A 13698-nucleotide genomic window follows, 5' to 3' on the forward strand; every position below is an offset into this window, starting at 1 on the left:
CGTTATTCAGCTCCTTTGAAAAATTCGCGGTTCATTTTTCCGGTGACCACCTCGATCAGAACCGCTATCGAATTTAGCAACATGAACACTCCGCCAATCGGCAGCGATGCATACGGAATGGTCATGGGGATTTTCAAACCTGGGGAAAGCTGTTTTCCAACATGGGCAAGCATTTGAAAACCATACACGATTAAGACGACGAAAAAGACCATGGAAACGAGCAATACAATGATACGAAGCACCTTTTGCAAGTGGGCGGGAAGGCGTTCTGCGATTGCCTCCACTCCAATCAATGCACTGTAGCGAACAGCCAGAGATGTTCCAATCAACACAAGCCAAATCATTGCGTAGCGAGCGAGTTCCTCCGTCCAACGGGGGATATCGATATTGATATAACCGCTCAGCAAGCGCGCAACCACCTGGTATACGATCAATGCCGTCATCACGGCCAGAAGCAATGCAATTGCGTAACGCAACACCTTGTTTACACCGTCAATCGCTTTTACTATCGCCTGCAAAAGACTTCACCCCACCTTATGAATCGGCGGATAGGTCCCCCTATCCGCCTCCATCAATCTCCAGACCTTACTGAGTATTGCGAATTTTCTCGATCAGCTCTTTGCCGAATTGCGGTTCGTATTTTTCGTAAACGGGTTTCACTGTATCAACAAACGGCTGCAGGTCCGGATTTTCCACGATTTCCATGCCTTTGGACTTCAGCTCGCTCAAGTACTGCTTCTCCATCTCGGCCACGGTTTCACGCTCGAATTTCCCTGCTTCCAGCGCCGCTTCTTCAATCGCCTTTTGCTGTTCTGGCGAAAGCGCATCGAATTTGGCCTGCGACATCATCAGGATCGAAGGAGAGTAGAAGTGGCGAGTCAGGGACAGGTGCTTTTGCACTTCGTAGAAACGGGAGGTCATGATAACCGGAATCGGGTTCTCTTCCGCATCAATCGTTCCTTGCTGCAGAGCCGTAAACAGCTCGGTGAAAGCCATCGGCGTCGGCTGTGCGCCCATCGCCTTGAAGGAATCCATGTGGATGTCGTTTTCCATCGTACGGATCTTGAAGCCCTTCAAATCCTCTGGCTTCGTGACCGGATGGGCGTTGTTGGTGACGTGGCGAAACCCGTTTTCCCACCAAGCAAGCGCTTTCACACCCATGCTGCTTTCAACCTTCGCCAGCAAATCGGTTCCCACTTCACCATCCAGCACTTTGTGTGCATGATCAGCGTCGCGGAACAGGAACGGCAGGTCCACAACCGTTACTTCCTGTACAAAACCGCTCATCGGACCAGTCGAAGAAAGGACCATGTCAATGGAGCCGACATTCAGACCCTCGATCATGTCGCGCTCTCCGCCAAGCGCACCGTTCGGGAAGGTTTCAATCTTGACGGAGCCATTGGTTTTGCTCTCTACCAGTTCTTTGAACTTCTCCAGACCCACCTGGTAGTGGGATGTGTCGGCCAGCGTGTGACCTACCTTCAAAGTGACTGCTTCACCCGAAGCGGCTGCTTGCTGTCCGCCGGCATTTCCGCTGTCAGCAGGTTTTGCCTCGCTGCCTCCGCCGCCACATGCGGTCAAAAGAACCATAGTCGAGACGACCAGCGTGCTAAACATTTTTTTCATTCTTCTATTCCCCCTCTATCAAAGTCGTTTTGTATATTTTTTCCACGGCATGCACCAAGGAAAAACGATTGCCAAATGCTCCTGCCTTGGTCACGACAGGCAGCTTGTCCGCCAAACCGCCGATGATGACGGAAAGCGGAATGCCTTCTTCCACTTCACTTACGATTTGCAGTGCTTCTACACCCAGGTGCAGGCAGGTACGGTAGGCAATATCGCCGCCGGTGAGAACAAATCCGCTCAGCATGCGCCTGGCAAACACGCTTTTCCCCACTTCTCCCAGGAAATCCGCGATCGCGTTGCCGACTGCAAAACCGCTTTCTCCCGTGCGTTCCATCCACTCTGCAACTGCCCTTCGCATGCTTTCGGAAGAATCTGTACTCAGTACGGGCACAAGCTGATCGTCAATGCTTGATACGATCTCTGCTTCTACCCGCATCCTTTCCTGATAAGCAGTCTCTTCGTTTAATAGAGCCAGCGGATCGGCCGTCACGATGCGGAACTTCGGCAAGCCCCTCAGTACCTCAATCTGCTCCGCCGTAATAGCGCTTACACTTCCGGCAATCACGAAAACAGGAGCATCAATCGCAACGCTTTCCCCTTTGTCTGTAAATTGAAGCGGTTTCAAATTTCCTCGGGGGGCAAGCTCATTGGATAATGCATCGGCAAGCCCCGCAGAGCCCACCCACAGCACGCGCTTACCGGAAGCAACCAGTGCTTCTGTCGCCTTTTGCATATCCGACTGGTCAAAGGCGTCAAAAACGATCAGCCGCAAGCCCGCTGCATGTTGACTGTTGATTGCAGCAACCAGCCTGTCGCGATCGCCGCGAACCGTTCTTACATCGATATGTCCCACCGCCCGGCTCGTTTGTTTGCCCAAAAGAGTCGGCAGATGCGATTCATTCACAGGCGATTTTGGGTCGCGGGCGAACTCGGTGTCTTCGAGCAAAACCTGGTTGACCAAGTGATAACCGCCGATCGTCGTCCGGTTGTTGGCCGGATACGCCGGAATAATCGCCGCCAGATCGAACGGCCCGTCATCCATGAGTGCGTTGATTTCAATCCCCACATTCCCGCGCAGGGTTGAATCGATCTTCTTGTAGACGCAGGGAATGGTATGGAGATGCAAATGTGCCGCCATTTCCTTGTTTTTTGCATATGCCTCCGCCGGATCAAGCGACCTGGTCTCCGCGTTGATAATCCAGACGTCAGCTGCTTGTCCGCTTTGACGCTTTGACGGATCAAACAGCGATACAGTCCGAAAGCCTTTCTTTGCAAACTGCACACCCGTATCGTTTGCTCCGGTCAAATCGTCCGCGATAACGACTATCCTAGCCAATCAAACAATCACCTCTTTGCTGCATGGCACCCGTTCGAGCCGATCACCTCTTCAGCACCTCGCACAACTTCATGTGTTGCATAATTAAAATACACGAATTAGTTGCAAAATTCAATACTAATTTTTCGATTCTTCGATTCATTTTGCAACATTTTAAGAAAACTGATGATTCCCATAACAAAAAGCAACAAGCTATCTGCTCGTTGCTTTTTGAAGATTTCCGTCTATTCGCTTGTCGTTTGCTTTAATTTTCTCCACAGTGTCGACCGATTGATCCCCAGTCGTTTTGCCGCTTCCGACTGGTTCTGCCCCTCTTCCTGCAGCACGCGCCAGATCACTTCCCGCTCGATTTCCTCCAGTGTTTTTCCGCTGATGTCAATCCCGCTTCCCAGCGATTGGGCGTCTGCCGTTTTGCCTAGCTCGGTTACGATATGCTCCGCTTCCATCCGCTCGATGAAAGGACCTGTTGCAGCATGGCACATTTTCTCAACGGCTGATTTCAATTCCTGAATATTGCCGTACCAGTCGGCCCTCTTTAACAAATGAAGCAATTCCGGGCGCACCCCGACGATCTGTTTCCCGGATCGGGCATTGAAAGAAGCGATGAACCAGCGAACCAGGTCGTCGATGTCTTCTTTTCGCTCGCGCAACGGCGGAATCACAAGGGAAAACCCGTTGATCAGGTGAAATACATCTTCGCGGAAGCTGCCATCCTCGATACAATTCTTCAAGTTTCGGCCGTTGGCGCAAATAACCCGAACATCGACGGATATCGGTGTTGTACCGTTGATTCGGCTCACCTTGTTTTCCTGCAGGACATTGAACAGCATCGCCTGCACAGATAGCGGCAGCTTGCCGACAGCGTCGATGAACAGGGTGCCGCCATGGGCCATTTCAAACGCCCCGCGCTTGATCAGCGCTCCTTCGCTCCCGAACAGCTCCAGAGGTAGCTGCTCCTCCGTATAGGCCTCGCAGTTGAAGAAGACAAACGGAAAGTCCTTTCGACGTCCCGCATTGTGGATCGCCTGGGCGAGACTTTGCTTGCCTGTCCCCGGTTCCCCGTAAATCACCACGGGCAATTCGGTTTGGCTTGCTTGCATCGCTATTTTCAGCGTCTCTTTCATTTTGTCCGAACCTGCCACAAGCTGGTTGAAATGCATGCTGGCCCGGTGCTCAAAGCCCGTGATGGACTGGCGAATCTGCGACTCCGCTTTCTGTATCCGGCGTGCGGATGAAATGACCGCAAACCCGCCGTCCTCTTGCTCATCTAGCAGCAGCGCTTGTTTGGTGAGCAGCGCTTTTTCACCGTTTAACGAGACTACTTCCTCGGCAGACCGCTCTCCTGTTTTCAACACGCTGTCCATATTCAACAGCGGATGAAGCTCTTCGATCTGTTTGTCCAGCGCATGCTCAGATCTGATCCCGAACAATTCCTCTGCCTGCTGGTTAAAGACGAAGACGCGTCCCTCCCTGTCAGCGGCAACGATGCCTTCCGGAAAGCGCTGAATCACGGCCTCCATCCGCTGCCGCGCCGCTTTTTCGCGCCGGGTGTAATACGCCATATGCACTGCTTCGGAAATCGACTCTGTCACCGATTCCTTTCCCGAGGTAATCAAGATCGCCTGCAAGCCCATCCTCGTTGCCATCGAGGTGGAAATCACGTCGCCGATAATCACCTGGACGCCTTGGGCCAGAGCCAGCTTCAAGCCGTTTTCGATTTCTTCCTCCTGATCAATGGGAAAAAAGGTCAGGTTCATATCCAGCAGCGTTCCGATCGCATCGGCGCCCTGGATCGTGTTCAGGTAGCTCATCAAGCCGACTTTGCCAGTGTAGCCCTTGACCAGCGTCAAGGTCCGCAGAATATCGTAGCCGGATATTTTCACTTCCACCACCGGCAGATTGCAGTGCTTTCGGAGCAGGCGAGCGGTCGCCCCCCTGCTGATGATCACGTCATATCCGTTCTCTTCAAGGCTCTTCGCCAAGGCCAAGCCTTTGTACAGGTCGCCTACTTCCACATCCAGTTGAGCGCCGCTTGGCATGTCCTCTTTTACTTCGAGAAAAACATCGCGCATCCCCGGATACGGGGCAATTACCAGGATACGAGTCAAGAAAAACCCCTCTTTTGCGCAACATATCACCATGCTCCATGTTGCAATTTGATACATACAGTGTACAAGAATTACTTTTCCCTTTTCAATAGGGGGTGGGAAATTCTCTTGGACGAGCATTGATTTTCCGTTCAACCCCTGTAGATGAAACAGAAAAAACCTCATCGTAAAAGCCATGAGGTCCGTCTGCTCCAGATTATTTGCTCCTGTCTCGCTGGGAGAGGTAGATTCCGATGGCGATCCGGCCGACAACACTGAAGGTGAGTCCCGCTCCCGCAAAAATGTAGATCATGGTAAATATTTTTCCCTCGTTCGTTTGCGGAATAAAGCCGGCATGCCCCACTGTCGTCAGGGTTGTCACACAAAAATACAAAGCATCGAGAATGGAAAGCCCTTCCGCATTATGATAAAAAATAGTGCCAGACAGCAGCAAAAGGACGACCAGCGTAAAAATAACCTGAAAATCTTTTTCTTTGAAAGCATGCAGCAAGCCTTTCAGCATGCGTGTCAGAGTCAAAAAAAATGAAATCATGGCAGGTGCTCCATTTCCGGCTGAATTCCATTTTACACCAGCTCGTTTTGCCTAAAATTGTTCCCCCCTGTCTGCAAAAATATCCAAGGCTTTCGTGGCCTAGCAGCGCCTTCCCCGTTGGGAGTTCCCTCTGTCGGTGTCTGGGCTTCCCATTCTGGCCCGAGGGCTTCCACAATAATCATCGGAAAGGCCGAGTTCTTCGTCCCGAAAGACACTTTGCGTCGCGTAAAGGAGTACGGTCAGTTGGACTGAAGCCTTTGCCGTTGTTTAACCCTCCTGATAGCCGTACCCACCTGGACCGACAAGCAACCCTCAGAGCCGCTTGGCTGCAGGCAGATTGTAAACACCCTGACCTTTATGACCAAACGATTTTCACAGCTTGCAAAAAGAAGCACGATTCTCTCCGCAGATGCTGCGAAAAGAATCGTGCTTTTAGTGGTAAGCGATTTGGGATTCCAGCATGTAATTGAAAAACACATCGGCAAACGCTTCTGCCGTATTGTAACACTCCTCCAATGTGTTGTTCGTTCCGCCAAATTCCAAAAGCAGGCTTCCCCCGGAAATGGACTGATTGTACTCGCCATTCCCCTGGTTTGAACCTTTCAGAATAACTCCCCGCGACAAGCCGGGATACGAGGCTTCCAGACGGGCATGCAGATGTTCCGCCAGCTTCTTGTTTTCCAAATAGTTCGGATTGGCCGTCCCGATCACAAACAAGATGCGCGAATACGTCTTGCCATTCAACGTAATGGCAACCTTGCTGCGAGGCTCGTCGCTGTCGCGGTGAATATCGAAAATGTATTTCAGGTACGGACTTGTCGCAGCAGCTGCGCTTACAGCTTTGTACGATTCCGAATAGGAAAGCGAATAGCTTTTCTTTTGCTCCGCGAGCTTTTGCGCAAAGTCGTCCCGGTTCACCATCGTGGGGATGCCTCTTGTTTGCAGCAGCTCACCGAGCCTTTTTCCGACCAGTGTAATATTGATCTCGGGGTCATCCACTGAGCTGCCCTGTGTATTTCTGGCCACATTTCGCCACGACTCGCGGTTATGTGTGTGGTAGATGTAGACGGTCTCATTTCCGACCATGCCGTGGTTGTATCCGACGCCAAGGCCGTTCGTTCCATTCGCCGGCTGGCCTCCCGGCTGAATGCGATCAACGACCCAACCTGCGATATAGGCGGTCGTATTGTCGCCGCGACGGATCACATACCAGTCTCCTGCTGTCTGCACGATTGGGTATACTTCACCGGGCTGAACGGTTCCAATGACGGCGTACTCGGTTCCGGGGCCAGACCGTAAATTCGTGTCGGGATTTTTTACGCGAATCGATGCCTGAGCTTGTCCCGCCGGATTCGGAGTGCTTACCCCGGCCCCTGGAGTGCTGACCGGCTGTCCCTGTCCAGGCTGCCCTCCTGCAACAGGATTGAAAATATAGGCATAGACGCCGTTGAAGCTGATCTTGTACCAGCCATCCGCATATCCGTAATGGTTGATGGCCGTGCCGGCATTTAGCTGGCCGATCACGGGACTTAGAAAATCCGGCGCGCTAAATATTACATAGCCTTCCGACAGCATAATCGTGCCGGAGGCTTGTCCGTTGCTTGGCGTAAATGAGGATGGCGGAGCAGCCGGGACAGCAGGTGTTGTTGACGGTACAGGTGCTTCCCACGGACCAGGAGTCTGTGTCGTCAATGGCGGCTGCGTCGTCGCCTGGATTGGCGTTGGCACTGGCGGTGCTGCTGGATTCTGCGAAAAAACTGGCGGTTGCGTGGTCGCAGGATTCTGCGATAAAGCCGGTGGTTGCGTGGTCGCAGGCTGCTGCGCAGGAGCAGGTGCCGGTTTGGGGGCAGGAGCAGACGTTTCCGTTAGAAAACGTGCATTGACCCAGCCGCTCACTTTGTCAGACAGCTTGATCTGTGCCCAATCTCCCTGCTTTTTGGTTTGCAAATAGACGCCGGTTTTGTCGATGATTTGCAAAATTTGTGCCGTCGCATTCGGTTCGGCCCGAACATTCAGCATGTCTACATTGCTCTTAACATATTTCGGTTGCTGAATTTCAATCATTTTGACGTATTTATTGATGACCCAGCCTGTCTTCCCATCCGTGAGCTTCACCTGTGTCCAGTCTTTCTGCTGCTTGATGATCGGCAGCCGTGTAGCTTTGGTGATGGTTCCGACGATTTGGGAGGTTGTACCCGGAGAACTGCGAATATTCAGCTGATCAACAGCTACCTCGATATGGGTAGCCGCCCGCACCCAAGATGGCGGCAGCAGCAAAAACAAAAAACAACTGGCGATCAAAGCGACTTTTAATCGTGCATGCAACAATCTCGTTCCCCTCTGTTCGAGTATTCGGCATTGGAAAATCTATCCTAATGATTAGATTTTCTAGATTCATCTACATTTTCCTTCACCGTGCGACATTTTTTGTCTGTAAAATGAAACGGAAATGTTGAACGGAAATCAATAAAAAAATGGGTACAAACGATCCCGGCTTCGTTCCCTGATAAAAATGAAGTTTCTTGTCACACTTTCTGCTTCAGCCGGATCAATCTTGGTAGGAACAATAAATGAGGTGAAACAATTGAACGACTTGGAAGCCCTGCCGATCACGCTCACGAGAAGCCGGGAAGCGACCCTCAGATGGCTGATGCAGCAATACGGGGAAAAGGTGTACCATCTGCTCTGCCTGACGGTCAAAAACCACGCGGTTGCGGAGGACATCACACAGGAAGTATTTATCAAAGCGTATCGCGCACTGGATTCCTTTCGCGGCGAAGGCGACATCAAGCACTGGCTGTTCAAGATTGCCATGAATGAAGCGAAAAAGCACTTTCGCTCCTGGTCATTCCGCCATATTTGGACGGTGGTGGATGAGCGTCTGGGCAGCATGCTGGATCAGGACGCCAAAGACAGCGTCGAGGAGGAAGTGGAAGACAGGCTGCATCGGGAAGACATTTTTCAAGTGGTCATGTCTCTTGCCCCCAAGTATCGGCAGGTCGTCATCTTGCACTACTACGAGGATTTGACGATCAAGGAGCTTGCCCACATCCTGGGCGTGTCGCAGGAGGTTGTCCGGACCAGATTGAGCCGGGCGCGAAAGCAGTTGAGAAAGATCATGTCCGAGGAGGCCGGAAGATGAAGGAAGATCGTGTATGGAGAGAATTTGCCGAATCAGCCAAGCAGGAGCTTCGTCAAAAATATCCGTTCCGCCTGTCCGAGCTGGAAGCCAAAGTGATGGATAAAGTGGAAAAGCGAAACCGGCAGTTCCGGTGGAAAACAGCTGCTTGGATGACCGGAGCCGCCGTTTCCTGTGCGCTGGTAATAGCCGTGTGGAATCCACTTGGCCTTGGAGGCCTATTCGTAAAAAACAACGCGATCCAGTCAACGGCGAAATTCGAATGGCTGGCCCCTGACGAAGGTTTTGCCAATGCCCTTAGAAACGGCTACCCCATTTTGCATTCGGTAAAAAAAGAGCAAAACGGTTATACCGTTGAGGTCAAGGAAGCGATGATCGACCACCGCAGGGTCATCTTCACGATGCTGATCTCGGGGAAAATCATCGACGACGTCGCAAGCGAAAATGATGAAGAGAAAAAAGCGGATTTCGTTTTTGCAAAACTGACTACCGCTATTGGAAAAATCGGGAAAACAGGTGGCACGTCCTACGAATGGAAGCAAATCGACGGTACCCACTATCTTATTTTCAAGTCGAGATACATGATGGATGACGACGACATGGATGCGCTTTTGAAACAGCCAAACCCGGCTCTGCCCATCCAGCTCGTGAAACAATCCCACAATGGCGAAGAGGTGCTCGTGGAAGTCCCCCTGCCCTTGCCGGAGGAAGTCGTCTCGGCAAAGAAAAGCATTCAGCCGACAGCTACGAACAACCAGCCCCAGCTCGGGAAACAGGACCTGCTTCGCGAACTCGCCATGGAAGAAATAGAAATGACGCCGACCCTTACGCGGGTACATCTGCAGGCAAAAACGAAGGAAGGCTTTGAACTCCAAAGCTTGATCAATCCCCGTCTGGTGGATGACCAGGGAAGGGAGTACAAGCCGGCAACTGACGGCAACCCCATTCAGGGGTATAGACATATGGCTGACTCCTTCTATCTGGATATGATTCCTTCCCTGTACTATGGCGATGTTCCGCAAAAGCTGTCTCTGAAGTTTGATGGTGCAACCGTTTCAACAATGAAAACAGGCCATTTTACGCTGGAGCGAAGCGGGCAATTCCCGCTGGAAGCGCCGTTTGGAAACAAGACCGGCCGAATCCTCCAGGCTTACTACAAAGATCAAAAGCTGCATGTGCTGCTGCCAGGAGAGGCATTGTCGGAAGAAACCGTATTGAAAGTAGACGGCTTGAATTACGACAATGAAATTTTTCAAAACGGCTCCTTCATTCGCACATATTCTGTTCCGAAAAAGGATGCTTACCAGGTCGACACGGAGAGAATCGACTTTCAGGAAATCAAGATGGATGGGCTTGTTCCCATCATTGACGGCAAATAAGCTATACGAGTTCGCTAGGCTTTGGGGACGGCCAGACTGCCCATGTCACCGCCAGACGGAAGCTGACACTCTCGAAAGTGTCAGCTTTTTTCTTAGGTCCAGTTTGTATCCTTATTTCCTTTTTTGTAAAATAATAAAAAAACAGTGAGTTAACGCAAGTAAATACATCGCGGTCTGCTAAACGGGGTCGCTTCCCTATCTAATCCAAACAGGATGATTCGTACCTGATTCCCGCAAAAATAGGAGGATTCATGCAAATTTTAAAAATGCTGATGGTTCTTTTTGGGGCCGTTGCGATCTATTCGCTGGCAAGTGCTACAACAGGCCATTCGTTGGACAGCGGACTGGCGGCCATTGCCTGGATTTTATCGTTAATTGCATCTGTGCAGCTCGTAAGAATGTTCACGGATGGCAAGGACAGGTAAGGCTATTTGTACGGCTACCCCTCTCCTATTAAAATACTGAAGCACCTACTCTAATCCGACTACACTTCCCTCTATCCCCCATTGCAGAAAAAGACCAATGAGTCCCACCGTTTCAAGCCGTTTCAAAATCCGAGGCACTAGAGGCCATCTGGCTGTTTCTCATACTTCTATCTTTTATCCTTCCGGTTCCCTATTAATGAAAAAACGAGTCCGGCGCAATACCGGACTCGGAAGACTTGATCGGGATTATTTGCGTTGCCAGTTCGTTTACCGCTGAACCACTCGCTGATCCTCGTCTACACCGCGTACATCGTCGGCCAGAAGTACTCCACACCTTCCGAATACAAGAATGCCTGGAACTTTTGCAGCTCCGCAGGCGTATTGCGGACAGCACGAGGGGTCAGGCCGTATTCGAGGCAGTATGCCGCCAAATATCCGGCAGCCTCGCCGACGTTCCACTCCACCGGATGAAGCCGGAAGCAGCCATTGGTGATGTGGGTGACGCCGAGGTTCTTCGCTGCAGGCAAAAGGTTGTTCACGCGCACCGGGATGAGGCTGCCCAGCGGAATTTGGAATGGATAGGTGGAGACATCGACGTAATTGCGGTTTGCGGTACTCGGATGCAAATCGATGCGATAGCTCCCCACACCGACGGAATCATGGAATGGTTCCGCCTTCCCCGTTTGACGGCATGCCGCGCTGACATGCTGCTCAAGTACAGTGAATTCAGCCTTGATCCGCCGGGATTCGCGAATATACGGGTACATGGCAAGCCCGTCCTCTGTTCCGACGACATCCTTGCGGAGACGCAGCCCGGGGTATCCTTGTCCTCCATCCGGGCGAGGAGCCTCCGTCTGCATCCAGTACAGAAGCGACATGCTCAGTTGCTTAGCCATGTAAAGGTGGCGCTGCCGCTCTTCTTCCGGTACATCAATGATAGAGCCCAGCCAGTAGTCATTTTGCGGCCAGTTGACGAGGGAAACCCCGCTTTTGTACAAGCCGTCCCGGAAATTTTTGGGGTCTGCTACCCGGCGATACGTGAATAACGGAAAATACTCGGTTCCCGGAAACAGCTCATATCGTACAGCTTGCGTGGTGTCTCGCGGATTGGAGCCTGTCCAGCTAAGCAGCTTGTCCGGCCAGAAATCCGGTTTGTAGCTTCTCCAGAAGCCGTAGGTTTCCGGCCTTTCAATCGTATGGTCTTCATCCTCCAGATAATCCATGGCGAAGCAGTACGTAAATGCCTGAATATCGTTTGGCTGCGGCGGACCGACGACGGCGTTTGGCTCGCCTGTCTCCTCCACCGATTCTGCTCCGAGCACATATTCCACGCCTGCCAGAGGAAGCACGTCGCCGCATTCGGTAGCGTCCAGGAAATAGGGAGCCGCGAGTTCGATCTGCTCATGATGCCTTGTATCTTCTACAACGATGGACAACACCTCATCGCCGTCCACACAGACGGAATGAAGCTTGTGGTTGGTCAGAACAGTCAATCTCCCGCTGTTTATATACGGAGCGAGCATCTGATAAAAAACAGCCAGAGCGACCCGCGGCTCGTGGCAGAGACGGCTGACGGAGCCATTGCCGGGATTCAGATTGGGAATTGCTCTCGCCTCGGCCGTCATCGGATAGTGATTGCGGTAATAATCGCGGACACTGTTGCGGAATGTGCGATAGCTGCGCGTACAGCCAAACTGTTCAATCCAGGGATGCTCATCCGGCGGCACTGCTTGACTGGTAAATTGGCCGCCAATCCATTCCGTTTCCTCCGTCATAATGACTGATTTTCCTGATTTGGCTGCGGCCAGAGCTGCTGCACATCCGCCTGTTCCCCCGCCAATAATCACAACATCGGCATGAAGCTCTCTCATTCTCTCTCCCTCGCTTTCTCCAGTTTTTGGGTATCTCTACTTATAGTTACGATTAATTGGCAAAAAATGTTTCAATAAATATAAAATTTCCTTTTTTATCTTCTTCGAGAAATACGAAAAAACCCCCGGGCTACCCCGAGGGCCGTTGATGGCTGCCCCCCTCATTTTGCTAAATATTTCCACTTGCCACATTGGATACTCCAGCACGCTTGCCCTCTTCGACGATCATCCGGAAATAATACAAACCGGAAGCACGATCGGGCAGCCGGATGTTCAGGTAGCTTGTTGTGGACGTAACAGGTCTGTCTGGCTCTGCATCTACCCATGTATCCTGGTCTGTAGAGTACTGAAAGGCAACCGAGGCAGCACCGGCAGGCTCCGCAAAGGTTAAAAAGACAACTACGGAACCGTCTGCGCGTTTTGTTACGCCAAAGACATGCAAATTTGAAATGGGCGCTGGTTCTTCGCTATTCTCGACTTATCTCCTTCTTCTTGCGAGGAGCTTCGTTCGAGCCTACACCGTGCGGGCGACTTTCATCGCACACGGCGTTCCATCAACGGAAAAGAAGACTTTACAACGGGCAAGCCTAGCTTAGACCAGCTTCAAAAGGATGTCTGCTATCGAAAGTTAATTTTCTCTGATGGAACGACCTTTTTCCAGTCCTTACACGTTTACAGGCAATTCGCTATTTCAATATGCCCAAATACTCTTTCCAAGGCCCCACGTCCGTTCTGTACCTTTCAGCCATTACCCGTACGATTTGCGCTATATGTGTCAAATCGTGAACAACCCACGTAGACAGCAGTTCTCGGACCTTCACTGTACCGAATGCAGGGTGAGAGCCAGTCACCTCAAGATGCGCTTCCGGTTCAACAAGCTCCTTTAGTTTGGCGATATTTTGCATTCGGATCATTGTAAATTCCAGCAGCTTTTGTTCAATCGATCGTTCAAGCTTTTCATTCAAGTGCGAATAACGGTCAAACGGGGGAAACGGTTTCCCCTCTCCTTCCTGAAGCATAAATTCCAGTCTCGGTATCCAATTGTGTTTTTCTCCTTCTATCAGATGCTCAATCACTTCGGAGACGTTCCAGGTTCCTTCGCCTTCATTGCATTGCAGCCATCCATTGGATACACCGGACAAGAAATGCTCCAAAGCCTGTGGCGTTCGCTCAAGAATTTCAATGGCTTCTTTCAGTTGAAAATTCATAGACTTGCTCCTTTCTTTGCTTTCTGTCGAAGACTCTCCTTTCATCACGCGACTGCTCATGTCGTTTGTCGCTG

Annotated in this window: 11 protein-coding genes; 3 read left to right on the forward strand and 8 right to left on the reverse strand. The window is 51.3% G+C overall.

The window, feature by feature from the left end:
- Window positions 1-2: 2 nt before the first annotated feature.
- From NST96_RS18595 to spoIIP, 6 genes are all read right to left on the reverse strand, one after another.
- Entirely contained in the window at window positions 3-518 is a 516-nt protein-coding gene (locus NST96_RS18595) for a TRAP transporter small permease (protein WP_003386445.1), read from the reverse strand.
- Window positions 519-585: 67 nt separating this feature from the next.
- The gene (locus NST96_RS18600) at window positions 586-1626 is read right to left on the reverse strand and encodes a TRAP transporter substrate-binding protein (protein ID WP_031932754.1); all 1041 of its coding nucleotides are present in this window, start codon (window positions 1624-1626) and stop codon (window positions 586-588) included.
- Window positions 1627-1630: 4 nt separating this feature from the next.
- Entirely contained in the window at window positions 1631-2962 is a 1332-nt protein-coding gene (locus tag NST96_RS18605) for a four-carbon acid sugar kinase family protein (RefSeq protein WP_003386447.1), read from the reverse strand.
- A gap of 224 nt (window positions 2963-3186) precedes the next feature.
- The gene (locus NST96_RS18610) at window positions 3187-5070 is read right to left on the reverse strand and encodes a PrpR N-terminal domain-containing protein (protein WP_327986079.1); all 1884 of its coding nucleotides are present in this window, start codon (window positions 5068-5070) and stop codon (window positions 3187-3189) included.
- A 196-nt stretch (window positions 5071-5266) separates the two neighbouring features.
- Window positions 5267-5602, reverse strand: a complete 336-nt coding sequence (locus tag NST96_RS18615) for a potassium channel family protein (protein WP_003386449.1) — start codon at window positions 5600-5602, stop codon at window positions 5267-5269.
- Between the two features lie 432 nt (window positions 5603-6034).
- The gene (spoIIP, locus tag NST96_RS18620) at window positions 6035-7927 is read right to left on the reverse strand and encodes a stage II sporulation protein P (RefSeq protein WP_342404285.1); all 1893 of its coding nucleotides are present in this window, start codon (window positions 7925-7927) and stop codon (window positions 6035-6037) included.
- Between the two features lie 250 nt (window positions 7928-8177).
- On the opposite strand from spoIIP, the gene NST96_RS18625 reads away from it, so the two are divergent.
- The 3 genes from NST96_RS18625 to NST96_RS18635 all read left to right on the forward strand — a co-directional run bounded on the left by NST96_RS18625 (window position 8178) and on the right by NST96_RS18635 (window position 10545).
- On the forward strand, window positions 8178-8744 hold the full coding sequence (locus tag NST96_RS18625; RefSeq protein WP_238986221.1) for a sigma-70 family RNA polymerase sigma factor: 567 nt from the start codon (window positions 8178-8180) through the stop codon (window positions 8742-8744).
- Entirely contained in the window at window positions 8741-10120 is a 1380-nt protein-coding gene (locus NST96_RS18630; RefSeq protein WP_342404286.1) for a DUF4179 domain-containing protein, read from the forward strand. The genes NST96_RS18625 and NST96_RS18630 overlap by 4 nt, the downstream gene beginning before the upstream one ends.
- Window positions 10121-10371: 251 nt before the next feature.
- Window positions 10372-10545, forward strand: a complete 174-nt coding sequence (locus NST96_RS18635) for a hypothetical protein (protein WP_155808082.1) — start codon at window positions 10372-10374, stop codon at window positions 10543-10545.
- Between the two features lie 296 nt (window positions 10546-10841).
- On the opposite strand, the gene NST96_RS18640 is transcribed toward NST96_RS18635, so the two are convergent.
- Complete coding sequence (locus tag NST96_RS18640) at window positions 10842-12416, reverse strand: FAD-dependent oxidoreductase (protein ID WP_227278447.1); 1575 nt, start codon at window positions 12414-12416, stop codon at window positions 10842-10844.
- Window positions 12417-13102: 686 nt separating this feature from the next.
- Window positions 13103-13624, reverse strand: coding sequence for a DinB family protein (locus NST96_RS18645; protein WP_031932748.1), 522 nt, complete (start codon window positions 13622-13624; stop codon window positions 13103-13105).
- Window positions 13625-13698 lie beyond the last annotated feature (74 nt).

Source organism: Brevibacillus sp. FSL K6-2834 (assembly GCF_038592925.1).
GTDB classification, from domain to species: Bacteria; Bacillota; Bacilli; order Brevibacillales; family Brevibacillaceae; genus Brevibacillus; species Brevibacillus borstelensis.

What these genes read in the sequence shown, in the direction of transcription:
- NST96_RS18635 (WP_155808082.1), top strand. Translation starts at nt 10,372, where the DNA reads ATGCAAATTTTAAAAATGCTGATGGTTCTTTTTGGGGCCGTTGCGATC.
- NST96_RS18645 (WP_031932748.1), bottom strand. Translation starts at nt 13,624, where the DNA reads ATGAATTTTCAACTGAAAGAAGCCATTGAAATTCTTGAGCGAACGCCA.
- NST96_RS18630 (WP_342404286.1), top strand. Translation starts at nt 8,741, where the DNA reads ATGAAGGAAGATCGTGTATGGAGAGAATTTGCCGAATCAGCCAAGCAG.
- NST96_RS18600 (WP_031932754.1), bottom strand. Translation starts at nt 1,626, where the DNA reads ATGAAAAAAATGTTTAGCACGCTGGTCGTCTCGACTATGGTTCTTTTG.
- NST96_RS18615 (WP_003386449.1), bottom strand. Translation starts at nt 5,602, where the DNA reads ATGATTTCATTTTTTTTGACTCTGACACGCATGCTGAAAGGCTTGCTG.
- NST96_RS18640 (WP_227278447.1), bottom strand. Translation starts at nt 12,416, where the DNA reads ATGAGAGAGCTTCATGCCGATGTTGTGATTATTGGCGGGGGAACAGGC.